Raw genomic sequence first — 15,098 nt, forward strand, 5'->3', positions numbered from 1 at the left:
TCGCTTCGCCGCACATTCCCGTGGGCGACGTCATACGCTGCCTTCGGCCCCGACGACGGGGATCACCACGAGAAAGGTGCTCCAGATGGCAGGCAAGTTCGAGGTGTACGAGGACAACGCCGGCAAGTTCCGGTTCCGGCTCAAGGCGGGCAACGGCGAGGTCGTGGCCTCGGGCCAGGCGTACGCGTCGCGCAAGGGCGCGCACGACGGTGCCGCTGCCGTGCAGCGCGCCGCCGACGGCGCCACGGTGGTCGACGTCGCGAAGGAGTGAGCCGCTGACCTGCGGCGCTTGACCTTGACACCGTGACAGGGTCTGGACTCGAGCCACCCGACGATTCACGGAGGTGGCCCAGATGGCCCGGACCCTGCTCGATCATCAGAACGCCTCGATCCGCCTGCGCGCGGCCCTCGACGCGGGGACGGCGCCCGGCACCGTCGACGCCGTGGCGCTCGTCGCGCGGTGCGCGGTCGAGCCCGACTTCTTCGTGCGCGACATGCTCACCTGGGCCCTGACGCGGCTGTCCCCGGCCGAGACGGTCCCGCTGCTGCGGGCCGAGCTCGGCTCCGCGGTGCCGCAGGCGCGGAGCCAGGCGCTGCACTCGCTCTCGAAGATCGGCGGGGCCGAGTCCGCGGCGGCCTTCGGCGAGGTCCTGGCGCTGGCCGCCGACGCCGACGCCGAGGTCGCGAAGGCGGCGTGGCGTACGTCCGCAGCCCTGGCCCAGGACGCCGATGCCCGACGGTCCGCCGCCGGGGCGCTCCTCACGCAGTTGGGCCGCGGCGACGAGGAGACGCGCCGCAGCCTGAGCCGCGCGATCCTGGCGCTCGGCGACGAGGGCGTGTCGGCGCTACAGGCCGTGTCCACGACGACCGAGCCGGCCCGGCGGCACCTGGCGGAGACCGTACGCCTGCTCGAGGACCCGGATTCCGGGTTCGCCGGCGCGGTGCACGAGGCACAGCGAGTCGCGGCCCTCGGCCGCGCGGATTGACGACGGGAGCGGGCGGAGCGATGCACATCGGCGACGTGGCGCGGCGGTCCGGCGTGAGCGCGCGGATGCTGCGGCACTACGACGCGCTGGGCCTCGTCCGCCCCTCCCAGCGGTCGTCGTCGGGGTACCGCGAGTACTCCGACGACGACATCCGGCGCATCTTCCACGTCGAGAGCCTGCGCTCGCTCGGGCTGTCGCTCAAGGAGATCGGGCGGGCGCTCGACGACGCCTCCTTCGCGCCCGAGCAGCTGGTCGCGGAGATGATCGTGCAGGCTCGCGAGCGGATCCGGCTGGAGGCGGAGTTGGTGGAGCGGCTGGAGCACGTCGCCGCCGCCGGCCCCACGGACTGGGAGCAGGTGCTCGACGTCGTGAACCTGCTCTCGCGGCTCAGCAGCGGTACACCCGGCGCGCGGCAGCACGCCGCGCTCACCGGGCGGGCCCCCGTCGACGCGCTGGCCGAGGCACTCCTCACGGAGGAGAGCACCAACGTGGCGGGCGCGCTGCGCTGGGCGCTCGCGCAGGCCGACGGCCCGGACCTCGCACCCCTCGTCGAGGCACTCGACTCCCCCGACCCGGCCGTCCGGCGTCGCGCCGCCGAGGCCCTTGCCGAGGTTCCCGATCAGGAAGGCCCACTGCGGGCCGCGCTCGAGCACGACGACGGCACGGTTCGCGTGATCGCGGCCGTCGCGCTGGGCGGCCGTGGCGACGGTGCGGCGGCGACGCAGCTGCTGCGGATGGTGCGCGACGGCGAGAAGGACGTCGACGCCGCGGAGGCGCTCGGCAGGATCGCCGCCGCGACCCCCGATGCGGAGACCATCAGCGCCGATCTGGCGGCGTTGGCACAGGATTCGGACGACTACGCCGTGCGGCAGCGGGTGGTGCAGGCGCTCGCGGAGATCCCCACGGCCGGCGCGGAGGCCGCACTGCGCGATCTCGCCGGTGACGCCGACCCGCGGATCGCCGGGACGGCGGCGTTCATCCTGCGGCGGACGGATCGCTGACGAACCCCCAGTGCTCGCCCGCGGGGCCGAGGACCAGCAGGTCGTAGCGCCCGCCCGGCGCGGGCACCACCAGCTCGTGCTCACCGAGCACGTCCGCGTGCAGCGGCACGGAATCCGGGGCGTGATACGGGAAGACGATGAAGTGCGCGCTCCGGGTCCCGGTGTTGGACAGGCGGATACGGACCCCGTCGGACCCGAGTCGCGCGGTCGCCCCCGGGACGTAGGGCACGGGCCGCGCGGGGCGTTCGCCGGGCTCCTGACCGGGGCGCCGCCCGACGGCCGGCGCGTGCGGCTTCCAGCGCGGGCTCAGTTCCCCGACGGCGCCCGGCCGCGCGCCCGGCGGCAGAGAGCGCGGGGCACGGAAGTCGAAGGCGCTGGTGAGGTCTCCGCAGACGGCGCGCCGCCAGCCGGAGATCGCCGGCACCGAGAGGCCGAGCCACCGCTCGAGGAAGCGGAGGGTGGAGGTGTGATCGAAGGTCTCGGACGCGACGAACCCGCCGACGGTCCAGGGCGAGACGATGGTCATCGGCACCCGGTCACCGAGCCCGAGGGGCAGGTCGCCGACCCACTCGTCGGGCCGGTCACGGGGCGGGCGCGGGGGCGGGACGTGATCGAAGTAGCCGTCGTTCTCGTCGTAGAGCAGGAACAGCGCGGTCTTCCGCCATACCTCGGGGTTGCGCCCGAGGGCGTCGAGGATGCGGTACACGAGGTTCGCGGACGCCCGCGGCGAGGAGCCGCTCGGGTGCTCCGATTCGCGCTCGGAGGCCACGACGTAGCTGACGGTGGGGAGCGCGCCCGCGGCGATGTCGGCGGCGATCCGGTCGGTGAGGGTGCCGGTGGCGGTGCGGCGCAGGCCGCGGAAGAAGAGTTCGCGGTCCTCGGCGCCGAGGGTCCGGGCGCGGGCGTCGACCTCCCGGGATCGACGGTCCGCCTCCGCCGCGGGCAGGCGCCGCAGGCCCTGGTAGAAGTCGTCGATCTCCGTGCCGAAGTCGCCGAAGACGGCCTTCGACACGGCCTTGAAGCGCCGGAAGAACTCGATGTTGTTGTCCGTGAAGTTGTCCCACTCCTGGTACACCTGCCAGGAGATGCCCGCGCGCTGCAGGATCTCGCCGATGCACGGCCAGTCGTAGCCGGGGTGGCCGCGGTCGTAGGCGGTGTTCTCAACGGCGCGTTCCCCGGTGCCGGGCTCGAAGCCGGTGGTTCCCGAGAAGAAGAAGTTGCGGTTCGGCGAGGTGGACGTCGGCGAACTGCAGTAGTAGTGGTCGCAGATCGTGAAGGCGTCGGCGAGCGCGTAGTGGAAGGGCAGGTCGTCGCGGTCGTAGTACGCCATCGTCGAATCGGTCTTCGCGGCGATCCAACCGTCGTGCCAGCCGTCGGCGAGCGCGGCGTGACCCCCCTTCCAGGTGTGGTCGAGGGCGTCGATGTTCTCGGCGTCCATCCGCTGCCGCTCCGCCGCGCCCCGCACGGGGAAGGGCGGCACCGTCAGCCCGGATCGGGTCGGCTGCAGGAAGACGTCGTGCCCGGAGCGCAGGCGGATCGCGGCCGGGTCGGCGAAGCCGCGCACCCCGCGGAGCCTGCCGTAGTAGTGGTCGAAGGAGCGGTTCTCCTGCATCAGGAAGATCACGTGCTCCAGGTCCGCCGGACCGCCGGGCGGAGCGGGTTCGGCCAGTGCGTCGGTCAGCGACGACGGGAGCAGCCCCATGCCCGCGACGATACCGCCGCCGAGGGCGCCCTTGAGGAAGGTGCGCCGATCAGCCGTGCTCACGATCCTCACGCTCGACCACCGGGTTGAATCCACGGTGGCGTCACGCTGAACGGGCGTCGAAGGTTCAGCGAGCGGAACGCGGGCTCAGCTCCGGTAGCGCTCCGCGAAACCGTCGCAGAGGGCCTCGACGCCGGAATGCAGGAGCGGCATCGCGGCGCACAGGTCGGGCCTGTCCACCGCGACGAGTTCCTGGAGCAGGGGCAGATCGTCGATGTCGGGGTTGGTGGCGAGGTCGGCGACGAACCCGGCCCCCTCGAGCGACGAGCCGGGCGCGAGCAGCAGTCGCCCCACGGCCCCGAGTCCCGCTCCCTGGACGTGGTTCCACACGTGCAGGGTGAGTTCGGCGGCGTCGGGGACGTCACCGGTCAGGTGGGCGAAGGATTCGACCAGCCAGTGGAAGCAGGAGACGGACGACGGCGCCATCGCGGCCCGGGGCATGGAGTGCGCCAGCAGGACCCACGGGTGATGCAGGTAGAGCCGCATGTCGGCCTCGGCCGCGACGTGGGTCCGCATCCGCCAGTCCGGATCGCCCAACAGCTCCGGCGGGTAGAGGTACTCCGCGCCCACGGCCGCGGCCATGTCGCGGACCAGGGAGTCCTTGTCGGGGACGTGCCGGTACAGGGACATGGCGCCCGCGCCGAGGGCGTCGGCGATGCGACGCATGGAGACCTTCTCGAGGCCGCCCTCGTCGGCGAGGCGGACGGCCTCGGCCACGATGGCCTCGCGGGTCAGGGTGGTCTCGGACACCTGCGCCCTTTCTCCGTTGACCGGGATCGACGATGCTGCGTACAGTGTACCCAGACATTCTGCGTACGCCGTACGCGCCTGCCGTGATCGTTGACGAGGAGTTCTTCGTGTCCACCACCCCGCGCCGCGCCTGGGCCGGTCTCGCCGCGCTCCTCCTGCCGGTGTTCCTGGTCTCGATGGACGCTTCGGTGTTGTACCTGGCGATGCCCCACATCACCGCCCAGCTGCACCCGACCTCGGCGGAGCAGCTGTGGATCCTCGACATCTACCCGTTCATGCTGGCGGGCCTGCTGATCACCATGGGCAACCTCGGCGACCGCTGGGGGCGCCGCCGCCTCATGACCTGGGGCGCCGGCCTGTTCGGCGTCGCCTCCGTGATCGCGGCCTTCGCGCCGTCGCCGGAGCTGCTCATCGCCGCCCGCGCCCTCATGGGCGTCGGCGGCGCGACCCTGCTGCCCGCCAGCCTGGCACTGATCGCCAACATCTTCCGTGACCCGAAGGCCCGCGGTATCGCGATCGGCATCTGGACCGCGGCCTTCTCCTTCGGCATGGCGGTCGGGCCGGTCATCGGCGGCGTGCTGCTGCACCACTTCTGGTGGGGCTCGGTCTTCCTCATCAACGCGCCGGTCTTCCTCGCCTTCCTGGTGGCCGGCCCCCTGCTGATCCCCGACTTCCGCAGTGACACGGCGGCGCGGTTCGACCTGGTGGGCGTCGCGCTGTCGATGGCCGCGATCTTCCCGCTGGTGTACGCGGTGAAGGCGGCCGCCGGGCACGGCGTCGACGGGACCACCCTCGCGGTCGGCGGCGCCGGCGCGCTCGTGCTGATCGCGTTCATCGCGCAGCAGCGCCGCACGGACCACCCGCTGATCCCGTTCGACCTGTTCCGCAACCGGTACTTCGCCATGGCCATCGCCGGCACCATCCTGGCGGTGTCGACGCTGAGCTCGATGTCCTACCTCACCGGCATCTACCTGCAGTCGGTCGTGGGCTTCGACGTGCTCGCCGCGGCCCTGCTGGGCCTGCCCGCTGCCGCCGTCGTGGCGTACTTCTCGCTGCGCGCGCCCTGGATCGAGCAGTACCTCGGCCGCCGTGGCACGTTCGTCGCCGCACTCCTGTTCGCGGCCGTGGGCCAGCTGCTGCTCGTCGGCCTCGGCACCGACGGTCCCGCCTGGCTGTACGTGCTCGGCACGGTCGTCGCCGGCGTCGGCTACGGCACGCTGTTCACGTTCGTCTCCGCGGTCGCGCTCGACGCCGCCCCGCGGGAGCGGGCGGGCCAGGCCTCGGCGATGTCGGAGATGAGCTTCGAGCTCGGCACCGCGCTCGGCCTGGCCGTGCTCGGCTCCGTGGCGACGGCGGTCTTCACGCGGCACGACGGGATGGCGCGCACTCTCGGCGACACCCTCGTGCTCGCGGACGGCACCGCCGGGCCCGATGGTGCCGCGCTCGCCGACGCCGCCCGCTCGGCCTGGGTCGACGCCGTCACCACGACGGTGGGCGTGTCCAGCGCACTACTGGTCGCCACCGCGATCGCGGCCTTCGTCGTGATGCGCGACCGGACGGCGGCACCGGAGCCGGTGCACGCCTGAGTCGGCGCGGGTCGGCTCAGGTCAGCGCGGGGTCAGCCGGAAGACGGGGATCACGCGCCCCTGCGCCGCCCGCTCGTACTCGGAGAAGCCGCTGGACCGGGCGACGAACCGGGCCCACGCCTCGTCGCGCGCGGCGCCGGTGAGTTCGGTCGCGGTGACCCGTGCTGTGGAGATCCCGCCCTCGTCGTCCGGGTACTCGATCTCGATATCGGGGTGGGCCTTGAGATTGTGGTACCAGGCGGGGTTCTTCGGCGAGCCGCCGGCGGAGGCCGGCAGCAGCCAACCCTCGTCGTCGTGGATGGCGGCCAGCGGGTTCACCCGCGGCTCACCCGATTTGGCACCCGTGCTGTGCACGAGCGCGAGTGCCCGGCCGAAGCCCATGGCGGTCACGGTGCCATTGTTGGCGCGGAACTCGTCGATGATGGCCTGGTTGAAGTCGCTCACGTTCTCATCATGCGCCCGTACCCGCGCCATCGCCACCGAGACCTCGCCCGCGCCATCTCCGTCGCTCATCGGGCCATCATGCCCGCCCGTAGGATCGATCGCTGTGCAACCATCCGATCCGTGGCGCGAGAGCCTCGAACGCTGGGACCTCTCGCCCGACGGTGCGCCCTTCTCCACTCCCGGCAGCGACCTCCTGCCCGTGCGATGGCGGGGCCGCGCCGCGATGCTCAAGCGCGCCAACAGCCCCGAGGAACGCGCCGGGGCCGCGGTCCTGCGTTGGTGGGCCGGCGACGGCGCCGCCGAGGTGTTCGCGCACGAGGGCGATACGGTCCTGATGGAGCGGGCGACGGGTTCCGGTGATCTCATGGCGATGGCGCTGGGCGGCCGCGACGACGAGGCGACCCGGATCCTGTGCGGCACCGTCGAACACCTGCACCGGCCCCGTCCGGGCGCCCCCGGCACCGACCTGGTCACGCTGCGGGAATGGTTCGCCTCGCTCGCGGCGGTCCGGGACGCCGACGCTCGGTACGCGCGGTCCTGGGCGGCCGCGGAGGCGCTGCTCGCGGAGCCGCGCGACGAGGTGGTCCTGCACGGGGACGTGCACCACGACAACGTCCTGGACTTCGGCGCACGCGGCTGGCTGGCGATCGACCCGAAATGCGTCGTCGGCGAGCGCGGCTACGACTACGCCAATCTACTGACCAACCCCGACCTCCCGACCGCGGCGGATCCGGACCGCTTCGCGCGGCATGTCGACGTGATCGTCGCGGCGGCCGGCCTGCCTCGGGAACGCCTGCTGCAGTGGGTGATCGCCTTCGCCGGGCTGTCGGCCGCCTGGTTCGACGAGGACGGCGAGACCCAGGACCGCGACCGCGACTTCGCCGTCGCCGACCTCGCGGTGATGCACCTGGACGGAGCCGCGTCGTGACCGCCGTGGTCCTCCTGCACGGCTGGCCCGTGACGGACCTGCACTGGCGCTTCCTGATCCCCCGTCTCCGCGACGCGGGATTCGATCCGGTCCCGATCACGGTGCCCGGCCTCGGCATCGGGCCCGACGGTGCCGGGACCTTCCGCAAGCGCGATCTCGCGGAGTGGGCGCGCGAACGCCTGACGGAGCGAGGACTGACGCGGTTCGCGGTGATCGGCCACGACTGGGGAGGCACGGTGGCGCTGTTCCTCGCCGCCGCGGCACCGGATGCGGTGTCCGCGCTCGTCGTCGAGGAGGAGATCCCGCCCGGGATCGACGTCGCCGTTCCCACGCCGGGGAGCGAGCACTACCCGGATTGGCACGGCGCGTTCAACCGGGCGCCGGGGCTCGCCGAGAGCCTGGTGCCCGGACGGGAGGACGCCTTCTACGGCGCCTTCCTGCGACAGAGCGCCGGCCCCGCGGGGCTCGACGCCGAGGTGCTGGCCGCGTACGTGGACGCCTACCGGCCGGCCGCCGCCCACGCGGCGGGGCTCGCGCTCTACCGGACGCGATCAGCGGATCTCGCCGACGTCGCCGGACTCGCGCGGAATCCGATCCGCACCCCGGTCCTCGCGATCGGCGGGCGGTACGCCATGGGTGAGGCCGTCGCGCAGGGGCTACGCCCGGTGGCGGCCGACGTCCGCGGCGCGGTGCTCGCGGAGTCCGGCCACTACCCGGCGGAGCAGGAGCCGGAACGCACTGCGCAGGTGGTCATCGATTTCCTGCGGCAGCACGGGGATCGGTGACCTCGCCGGCGGTGTCGATCACCTCGTCGAGCACGTCTCGCGCCCGCTGGAGATCGCGGATGCCGGCGTCGATGCGGTCGCGCTCGGCTCGCAGGGTGGCGGCGAGCCAGGGCGTCGCGGTCTCATTGGGTGATCCGTCCTCGTCGTGGATGCACGGCAGCAGCTGCACGATGACGCCGCTGGCGAGCCCGGCGGCGAACAGCTCCTGGATGCGCACCACCCGATCGACGGCCCGCTCAGGGTAGACGCGCTGCCCGGCCGCGGTGCGCGTCGACGCGAGCAGGCCCTTCTCCTCGTAGTAGCGCAGCGAGCGGACGCTCACGCCGGTCCGCTCCGCGAGTTCGCCGATCCGCATCGCTTGCCCCTCACATCAGTGTCAGGTTCTAGCGTACGGACATGTCACTCCTCACGCCCTACCGCAGCCGCACCCTGGACCTTCCGAATCGCGTCGTGATGGCACCCATGACACGCCTGCGTTCCGAGCCGGACGGATCCCCGACCGCGGATGTCGCCGACTACTACCGGCAGCGCGCCGGCGCCGGCCTCATCGTCACCGAGGGCATGTGGCCGCACTCCTCCGGGCAGAGCGAGGCGTGGGTGCCCGGCCTGGCGACCGACCGCCACGAGCACGCGTGGGGCCGGGTCGTCGACGCCGTCCATGCCGAGGGCGGCCGGATCGTCGCGCAGCTCATGCACGGCGGGCGCAAGGGGCACCCCGCGGCCCGGATCGACGGCTCGGTGCCCGCGGGCCCGTCGGCGGTGCCCGACGGCGACGTGCTGCACCTGCTCGACGGCTCCAAGGCGGCGTGGCCCCGCCCCACGGCGATGCCACTCGCCGCCATCGAAGCGACGGTCGAGCAGTACGCGGCGTCCGCGCGGCGGGCGATGGCGGCAGGCTTCGACGGCGTGGAGCTGCACGGCGCCAACAGCTACCTGATCCACCAGTTCCTCGCGGACAACACGAATCTGCGCGACGACCGCTACGGCGGGCCGGCGAAGAATCGGACGCGGTTCGCCCTCGAGGTGGTCGACGCGGTCTCGGACGCGATCGGCGCCGACCGCACCGCCATCCGGCTCTCGCCCGGGAATCCGCAGTTCTCCATGATCGAGCGGGATCCCGCGGCACTCTATCGGGGCCTGGTCGATGAGCTGAGCCGCCGCGGGCTGATGTACTTGCACCTCACCGACAACGACGACTATCCGGCTCTCGCCGACCTCCGACCTCGTTTCGACGGCACCGTCATCGCGAACGTCGGCGAGAACCGCGCACCCACGACGGCGGGCGCCGGCACGCGGGCGCTCGCAGACGGTGCCGATCTGGTGTCCTTCGGCCGGGCGTTCATCGCGAACCCCGATCTGGTGGAACGGTTCCGACGGTCGCTGCCGCTCGCCGCGATGCGTGAGGACGTGCTGTACGGCCGCAGCGCCGAGAGGTACACGGACTATCCGTGTGCCGCGACCACCGTCCGCGCCATCCGGTGATACCTGCCGGTTCAGACCGAAGCGTCAGATCGGCGATGTTCGGTGTAGTGTGTCAGTCTCGAAAACTTGTCGGTGGGGCGGCGTAGCGTCCGGGTATGGACGAAAACACAGTGAGAGAAGAGGAACCGCCGGATCTTCGCGCCGCCGGGGCGGATGTGGTGGATCGGTTGCGTTCGAGTGAAATCCGACGAAGCCGGCTCGCCCTCGAACAGTACGCGTTAGCGGCGGACCTGCTGCGGCAGCGGGGGTGTGAGCGGGTCGCGGCCGGGGTGCCGCAGGATCGGTGGCGGCAGGGCGTGGCGGCGGAGGTCGCGCTCGCGTTGCACATCTCCCCGAACACCGCCGGCAAGATGCTGGGCCGGGCGGTGGAGTTGGAGAAGTACATGCCGCACACCCGCGCCCGGTTGCATGACGGTGACCTCTCCCCGGAGGCGATCCCCACCCTCCTGGCCGGCCTGGCGCACCTGGACATCGCGCAGCGGCAGCAGGCCGACGTCGAGCTCTGCGCCGACCCTGCCACCCTCGCCGGGCTCGGGCTCAAACAGCTCGCCGGGAAGGTCGAGCAGGTCGCCTACCGGCTGGACGCGCAGGCCACGGTCGACCGCAACGCCGCCGCCGAGAAGGACCGCACCGTGACCATTCGCCCACTGCCCGAAGGAATGGCGCGGGTATCGCTGCTGCTGCCGATGGCGCAGGCCGTCGGCGCCTACGCCGCGCTCCGCACGCACGCGGACGCTCTGGACGGGCACGATCAAGAACTGCGGACCCGCGGGCAGATCATGGCCGACACCGCCTTCGCCCGCCTCACCGGCCGCGAGATCGTCGAGGGCCAGCCCGTCACCGTCAACCTCACCGTCCCCGCGACGGTGCTCCTCGGCGACCGCCCCGGCACCGCACACCTCGACGGCGGCGGCACCATGCCGGCGGAGATCGCCCGCGACCTCGTCGGCAAGGCCACCGCCGCCGGCGTCGCGTGGGTGCGCCGGCTGTTCGTCGCGCCCGAGACCGGGGCGGTGGTCGCGATGGAATCGCGGCAACGGCTGTTCGCCGACGGGTTGGCCGATCTGATCCGGGCCCGCGACCGCTACTGCCGCACTCCGTACTGCGACGCACCGATCGCGCACACCGACCACATCGTCCTGCACGCCACAGGCGGGACCACCAGCCTCGCCAACGGGCAGGGGCTGTGCGCGGCGTGCAACTACGCCAAAGAAGCACCCGGCTGGCGAAGCGCAACCGTTGACGACCCGACCGGGCGGCACACTGTCGAAACCCGAACCCCCACCGGACATCTGCACCGATCCACGGCGCCCGACCAGGCGGCGTAGCCGCTACCCGGCGGGGATCGGGAGCGGCGCGGGCGCGGTGCCGGCGCCGAAGGGGGTGCCGCCCAGCTTCTCCCGGCCGTGCTCGGTGAACCAGTTCCGCAGGTCCGGGCCCTTGGGCACGATGCCCGACGGGTTGATGTCGCGGTGGACCTCGTAGTAGTGCCGCTTGATGTGGTCGAAGTGGGTCGAGTCGCCGAAGCCGGGCGTCTGGAACAGGTCCCGTGCGTAGGCCCACAGCACCGGCATCTCGCTGAGCTTCTCGCGGTTGCACTTGAAGTGGCCGTGGTACACCGGATCGAACCGGGCGAGCGTGGTGAACAGCCGCACGTCGGCCTCGGTGATGGTGTCGCCGACGAGGTACCGCTGCGTGGCGAGGCGCTCGGAGAGCCAGTCCAGCCGGGAGAAGAGCTGGTCGTAGGCGGCGTCGTAGGACTCCTGCGAGCCGGCGAAACCGCAGCGGTACACGCCGTTGTTCACGTCCCGGTAGACGAGCTTGTTCACCTCGTCGATCTCGCCGCGCAGGTCCTCGGGGTAGAGCTGCGGCGCTCCGGGCCGGTGGAAGTCCGTCCACTCCAGCTCGAAGTCGAGCGTGATCTGCGGGAAATCGTTGGTGACCACGGCGCCGGTCGGCACGTCGACGATCGCGGGCACGGTGATGCCCTTCGGGTAGTCGGGCACGCGCCGGAAGTAGGCGTCCTGCAGGCGCGGGATCTGCAGCACGGGGTCGAGGCCGCCCGGGTCGAGATCGAAGGTCCAGGACCGCTTGTCGTGCGTGGGGCCGGCGATGCCCAACGAGATCGCGTCCTCGAGCCCGAGCAGCCGCCGCACGATGATGGTGCGGGTCGCCCACGGGCAGGCGTAGGAAGCGACCAGCCGGTACCGGCCGGCCTCCACGGGATAGCCGTCGCGCCCGTCACGGGTGATGCGGGTCTCGATGTATCGGGTGTCGCGCTCGTACGGCCGGTCCGCGGTGACGTAGCTGCCCTGTTCCTCGCTCATACCGTCAAGGGTAGTGACCGGCGGCGACCACCGCGGGGTAACGTCGACTGATCGTTACTCGATAAAAGCATTGCCCGTCGATGGAGCCCGCGTCGACCTCCCGTGATGGAAGGAAACGAAGCATGCGCAAGCCCTTGATCGCCCTCGTCCTCTCCGCTGCGGCGGCCGCCGGCGGCATCGCGACCGCCACCGTCGGGGCCGGAGCCTCCGGCGCCGCGCCGGTCAGCTGTCCCGAACTCCCGCAGGACCGCATCGACGGCGCGATCCGCACGATCGCGCCGCCGATGCCCGGCGTCCCGTGGAAGGTGGCCGCGATGGGCGGTTCCGTCGACTGCACCCTCAACTGGGTGCGCCTCGACACCGATCGCGGCACCGGCAGCTCCCCCGTCCAGATCCTGCTGTTCGACCACAAGAAGTTCGCCGGCACCCCGACGCCGAAGGGCGACGCCTTCACGTCCGTCGTCGGGAGCAACGGCCCCGGCCAGATCACCATCCGATTCAAGTGGCTGGCACCGAACGATCCGAACGCCGCCCCGTCGGGCTCGGCCGACGTCCGGTTCCAGACGATGCCGCAGGACGCCCCGCAGCCGCTGGATCCGATCCCGCCGCAGGTCGCGGACTGATCGACTCAGCCCTGCGCCGCCGCCCACTCCTCGACGCGGGCGGCGCTCTCCTCATCGCTGAGGTCCTCGACGCGGGTCATGATCGACCAGCGCACGCCGAACGGGTCGCGGATGCTGGCGAACCGGTCGCCGGAGACGAAGTTCGCCACCGGCTCCCGGATCGTCGCGCCCGCCGCCGCGGCGCGCGCGACGACGTCGTCGACGTTGCTGCAGTACAGCCCCAGCGAGTAGCAGTCCGTGTCCCCTCCGGGCGGTGCGATGAGACCGAACTGCTCGTTCGGCTCCCCGAGTTGGAGGCGGCCGTGTCCGAAGTCGAGCTCGGCGTGGACGACCACGCCGCCCATCTCGGTGACGCCGAGCGAGCGCGCCCCGAGCACGGATTCGTAGAAGTCGATGGCTGCCTTCGCGTTCGGGATCGCGAGGAAGGGCGTCAGCGAGGAGAAGGAGTGGGGAACGCCGTCGGTGGTGTGCGCGCCGCTCGCNNCGCGACCTCGTCGGCACGGGCTGGGCGGTCGGCGCGCTCCTGCGACCGGCGGCGACGCCCGCGGTCACCGACGATGCGCCGTCGATCCTGGACGACTACCCCGCCGTCGACGCCCCGGAGCTGCACGCCGCCGTGGCCGGGGCGATGACGCACGGGGACCTCGCGGGCGCCTGCCTCGCCGTCGAATCCTGGCTCACGGCAAGGGTTCCGACGGTGACCGACGACGCGGCGCTCGCGAACCGCCTCGTCGCCACCATCGAGGAGGACGAGGTGATCCTGACCGTGGAGGACGCAGCGGCGGCGATCGGCGTCTCACCGCGGACGGCGCAGCGCTTGATCCGACGATTCGTGGGGCTCACGCCGCTCGCCCTGATCCACCGCCGCCGGCTGCAGGAGGCGGCGCACCGGCTGAGCACGGAGCCGGAGACCACGATCGCGGAGATCGCCGCCGAGCTGGGCTACGCCGACCAGCCGCACCTGGTCCGGGACTTCCGCAAGGTCCTCGGTTTCACGCCGGGTGGGTACCGCGCAACGTCTTCCAATAGTCAGACTCTCTGACTATCATGGGTCCATGCATCTCCCCCAGCTCGCGGTCAGGACCGGCGCCGCGGCGAGCCGCCTGCTCCACGCCCTCGCCGACGCCCCGATCCCCGCGGAGATGCGGGTGTTCACCGTCCTCAACCGCGCTAACGAGGCCGAGGTCCTGATCGCCCTCGTCCGCCTCGGCGTACCGGAGGCGCTGGCCGGCGGAGTATCGACGGTTCCCGATCTCGCCGCTGCCGTCGACGCCGACGCCGACGCGCTCCTACGGTTGCTCCGTGCCGCCGAATCGATCGGCGTGGTGCGCCGGCGCGGCCCGGCGTACCGACTCACCGCGATGGGGCAAGCGCTGCGCGAGTCGTCGACCGGAGGCGTCGCCCCCTTCGCGCGATACGCCGACAGCACGTCCACCCGGGCGGCGTGGTCGAAACTCGCGGATGCCGTCCGGGCGGGCCGTTCGCAGTTCGAAGCGGTCAACGGCGCGACCACCTGGCAATGGTTCGCCGAGCACCCCGACGAGGAGCGCGACTTCACCGCCGCGATGCGCGCCCTGTGCGACTACAACGGCCCCGAGATCGCCGGAATGTACCCGTGGCCCGCCGGCGCGACGGTCTGCGACGTGGGAGGCGGGGTCGGGACTCTCGTCTCCCACGTCCTGGCCACCGACGCCGGCCTGCGCGGCGTGGTCGTGGACCAGGCCGGACCGATCGGCGAGGCGCCCGCGTTCCTCGCCGAGCGTGGCGTGAACGGCAGAGTCGAGCTGCGCGTGGGCGACTTCTTCAGCCCGATCGACGTGAAGGCGGACGTCTTCCTCCTCAAGGACATCCTCCACGACTGGGATGACGAGCGGGCGGCCACGATCCTGCGCAACGTCCGGGGCGCCCTGCACCCGCAGGACCGGGTGGTGCTGGTCGAGTTCCTGCAGGACCCGGACCACGCACACCCCCTGGTCCCGCTCGTCGATCTGACGATGCTGACCCAGACCGACGGCGGCCGCCAGCGCACGCTCGAGGAGTTCGACCGCCTGTTCGCCGCGTCCGGCCTCCGCCGGACGGCGGTGTACCAGGGCCCATTGCACTCGATGATCGAGGCGCGGGCCGCGGGCCCCGAGGAGGCTACCTCGGCTTGTTGACCTGGTCGGCGACGGCATCGGAGGCCTCCCGGACCGCGTCGAGGTTCTCGCGCGCCAGCTTGACTCCCTCGGCGGCGGAGGAGGCCGCGATGTCGGTGGCGCTCGTGGCCATGCGGCCCACCCCGCCCTTCACGTCACCCGCCAGCACCTCGCCCGCACCCTCGACGAGGTCGCCGGACTTGCGCACCGAGTCCGCCGCGATCCTGGTGACCGCCTCGATGTTCTCCTGGATCCGCTTGCCGATCATGGTGATCTCCTTCGCTCCGCT

General features: G+C 72.1%; 18 protein-coding genes. 11 read left to right on the forward strand and 7 right to left on the reverse strand.

Annotated elements, in window-relative coordinates:
* The first annotated feature begins 85 nt into the window (after positions 1-85).
* The 3 genes from ACNAYW_RS09815 (at position 86) to ACNAYW_RS09825 (ending at position 1,987) form a co-directional block, all read left to right on the forward strand.
* Positions 86-271 (forward strand): YegP family protein, encoded by a 186-nt coding sequence (locus ACNAYW_RS09815; protein ID WP_415849511.1) that lies wholly within the window; start codon positions 86-88, stop codon positions 269-271.
* A gap of 82 nt (positions 272-353) precedes the next feature.
* A complete protein-coding gene (locus ACNAYW_RS09820; RefSeq protein ID WP_415849512.1) occupies positions 354-986 on the forward strand; it encodes a HEAT repeat domain-containing protein in 633 nt (210 codons plus the stop codon).
* A gap of 20 nt (positions 987-1,006) precedes the next feature.
* Positions 1,007-1,987 (forward strand): HEAT repeat domain-containing protein, encoded by a 981-nt coding sequence (locus ACNAYW_RS09825; protein ID WP_415849513.1) that lies wholly within the window; start codon positions 1,007-1,009, stop codon positions 1,985-1,987.
* Here the strand turns inward: ACNAYW_RS09825 and ACNAYW_RS09830 are convergent.
* Together ACNAYW_RS09830 and ACNAYW_RS09835 are read right to left on the reverse strand one after the other, a co-directional pair.
* Positions 1,962-3,752, reverse strand: a complete 1,791-nt coding sequence (locus ACNAYW_RS09830; RefSeq protein ID WP_415849514.1) for a phosphocholine-specific phospholipase C — start codon at positions 3,750-3,752, stop codon at positions 1,962-1,964. The two genes, ACNAYW_RS09825 and ACNAYW_RS09830, sit on opposite strands and share 26 nt — an antisense overlap.
* An 84-nt stretch (positions 3,753-3,836) precedes the next feature.
* Positions 3,837-4,499 carry a TetR/AcrR family transcriptional regulator gene (locus ACNAYW_RS09835; RefSeq protein WP_415849515.1) on the reverse strand — a complete coding sequence of 221 codons (663 nt, stop codon included), beginning with the start codon at positions 4,497-4,499 and terminating at the stop codon, positions 3,837-3,839.
* A gap of 83 nt (positions 4,500-4,582) precedes the next feature.
* Between ACNAYW_RS09835 and ACNAYW_RS09840 the strand changes: the two genes are divergently transcribed.
* Complete coding sequence (locus tag ACNAYW_RS09840; protein ID WP_415849516.1) at positions 4,583-6,085, forward strand: MFS transporter; 1,503 nt, start codon at positions 4,583-4,585, stop codon at positions 6,083-6,085.
* Between the two features lie 21 nt (positions 6,086-6,106).
* Here the strand turns inward: ACNAYW_RS09840 and ACNAYW_RS09845 are convergent, their stop codons facing one another.
* Positions 6,107-6,529, reverse strand: a complete 423-nt coding sequence (locus ACNAYW_RS09845) for a nitroreductase/quinone reductase family protein (protein WP_415849578.1) — start codon at positions 6,527-6,529, stop codon at positions 6,107-6,109.
* Between the two features lie 103 nt (positions 6,530-6,632).
* Between ACNAYW_RS09845 and ACNAYW_RS09850 the strand changes: the two genes are divergently transcribed.
* Both ACNAYW_RS09850 and ACNAYW_RS09855 read left to right on the forward strand, forming a co-directional pair.
* Entirely contained in the window at positions 6,633-7,457 is an 825-nt protein-coding gene (locus tag ACNAYW_RS09850; RefSeq protein ID WP_415849517.1) for an aminoglycoside phosphotransferase family protein, read from the forward strand.
* Positions 7,454-8,242 carry an alpha/beta fold hydrolase gene (locus tag ACNAYW_RS09855; protein ID WP_415849518.1) on the forward strand — a complete coding sequence of 263 codons (789 nt, stop codon included), beginning with the start codon at positions 7,454-7,456 and terminating at the stop codon, positions 8,240-8,242. The genes ACNAYW_RS09850 and ACNAYW_RS09855 overlap by 4 nt, the downstream gene beginning before the upstream one ends.
* On the opposite strand, the gene ACNAYW_RS09860 is transcribed toward ACNAYW_RS09855, so the two are convergent.
* The gene (locus tag ACNAYW_RS09860) at positions 8,208-8,597 is read right to left on the reverse strand and encodes a MerR family transcriptional regulator (RefSeq protein WP_415849519.1); all 390 of its coding nucleotides are present in this window, start codon (positions 8,595-8,597) and stop codon (positions 8,208-8,210) included. The two genes, ACNAYW_RS09855 and ACNAYW_RS09860, sit on opposite strands and share 35 nt — an antisense overlap.
* Before the next feature lie 41 nt (positions 8,598-8,638).
* Here ACNAYW_RS09860 and ACNAYW_RS09865 point away from each other — a divergent pair, with 41 nt between their 5' ends.
* Together ACNAYW_RS09865 and ACNAYW_RS09870 are read left to right on the forward strand one after the other, a co-directional pair.
* Entirely contained in the window at positions 8,639-9,724 is a 1,086-nt protein-coding gene (locus ACNAYW_RS09865) for an alkene reductase (RefSeq protein ID WP_415849520.1), read from the forward strand.
* A 269-nt stretch (positions 9,725-9,993) separates the two neighbouring features.
* Entirely contained in the window at positions 9,994-11,052 is a 1,059-nt protein-coding gene (locus tag ACNAYW_RS09870) for an HNH endonuclease (protein WP_415849521.1), read from the forward strand.
* A gap of 3 nt (positions 11,053-11,055) precedes the next feature.
* Here ACNAYW_RS09870 and ACNAYW_RS09875 read toward each other — a convergent pair whose 3' ends face one another.
* Positions 11,056-12,051 carry a glutathione S-transferase family protein gene (locus tag ACNAYW_RS09875; RefSeq protein WP_415849522.1) on the reverse strand — a complete coding sequence of 332 codons (996 nt, stop codon included), beginning with the start codon at positions 12,049-12,051 and terminating at the stop codon, positions 11,056-11,058.
* 122 nt (positions 12,052-12,173) lie between these two features.
* On the opposite strand from ACNAYW_RS09875, the gene ACNAYW_RS09880 reads away from it, so the two are divergent.
* Positions 12,174-12,674: an LppP/LprE family lipoprotein gene (locus ACNAYW_RS09880; RefSeq protein WP_415849523.1), complete on the forward strand. Its 501-nt coding sequence runs from the start codon at positions 12,174-12,176 to the stop codon at positions 12,672-12,674.
* Between the two features lie 5 nt (positions 12,675-12,679).
* Here the strand turns inward: ACNAYW_RS09880 and ACNAYW_RS09885 are convergent.
* Positions 12,680-13,156: VOC family protein (locus ACNAYW_RS09885; RefSeq protein ID WP_415849524.1), on the reverse strand; the 477-nt coding region annotated here is incomplete at its 5' end.
* Between the two features lie 146 nt (positions 13,157-13,302).
* Between ACNAYW_RS09885 and ACNAYW_RS09890 the strand changes: the two genes are divergently transcribed.
* Both ACNAYW_RS09890 and ACNAYW_RS09895 read left to right on the forward strand, forming a co-directional pair.
* Entirely contained in the window at positions 13,303-13,716 is a 414-nt protein-coding gene (locus ACNAYW_RS09890; protein WP_415849579.1) for a helix-turn-helix transcriptional regulator, read from the forward strand.
* A gap of 13 nt (positions 13,717-13,729) precedes the next feature.
* Positions 13,730-14,830: a methyltransferase gene (locus tag ACNAYW_RS09895; RefSeq protein WP_415849525.1), complete on the forward strand. Its 1,101-nt coding sequence runs from the start codon at positions 13,730-13,732 to the stop codon at positions 14,828-14,830.
* Here ACNAYW_RS09895 and ACNAYW_RS09900 read toward each other — a convergent pair.
* Positions 14,814-15,077 (reverse strand): Rv1893 family protein, encoded by a 264-nt coding sequence (locus ACNAYW_RS09900; protein ID WP_415849526.1) that lies wholly within the window; start codon positions 15,075-15,077, stop codon positions 14,814-14,816. The genes ACNAYW_RS09895 and ACNAYW_RS09900 overlap by 17 nt on opposite strands.
* Positions 15,078-15,098 lie beyond the last annotated feature (21 nt).

It is taken from the genome of Tsukamurella ocularis, from assembly GCF_965138335.1.
GTDB lineage: Bacteria > Actinomycetota > Actinomycetes > Mycobacteriales > Mycobacteriaceae > Tsukamurella > Tsukamurella ocularis_A.

Bases quoted from the DNA above. Each gene is read 5' to 3' on its own strand.
- ACNAYW_RS09890 (WP_415849579.1), top strand. From the start codon at position 13,303: ATGACGCACGGGGACCTCGCGGGCGCCTGCCTCGCCGTCGAATCCTGG.
- ACNAYW_RS09860 (WP_415849519.1), bottom strand. From the start codon at position 8,597: ATGCGGATCGGCGAACTCGCGGAGCGGACCGGCGTGAGCGTCCGCTCG.
- ACNAYW_RS09895 (WP_415849525.1), top strand. From the start codon at position 13,730: ATGCATCTCCCCCAGCTCGCGGTCAGGACCGGCGCCGCGGCGAGCCGC.
- ACNAYW_RS09875 (WP_415849522.1), bottom strand. From the start codon at position 12,051: ATGAGCGAGGAACAGGGCAGCTACGTCACCGCGGACCGGCCGTACGAG.
- ACNAYW_RS09865 (WP_415849520.1), top strand. From the start codon at position 8,639: ATGTCACTCCTCACGCCCTACCGCAGCCGCACCCTGGACCTTCCGAAT.
- ACNAYW_RS09880 (WP_415849523.1), top strand. From the start codon at position 12,174: ATGCGCAAGCCCTTGATCGCCCTCGTCCTCTCCGCTGCGGCGGCCGCC.
- ACNAYW_RS09825 (WP_415849513.1), top strand. From the start codon at position 1,007: ATGCACATCGGCGACGTGGCGCGGCGGTCCGGCGTGAGCGCGCGGATG.
- ACNAYW_RS09815 (WP_415849511.1), top strand. From the start codon at position 86: ATGGCAGGCAAGTTCGAGGTGTACGAGGACAACGCCGGCAAGTTCCGG.
- ACNAYW_RS09820 (WP_415849512.1), top strand. From the start codon at position 354: ATGGCCCGGACCCTGCTCGATCATCAGAACGCCTCGATCCGCCTGCGC.
- ACNAYW_RS09900 (WP_415849526.1), bottom strand. From the start codon at position 15,077: ATGATCGGCAAGCGGATCCAGGAGAACATCGAGGCGGTCACCAGGATC.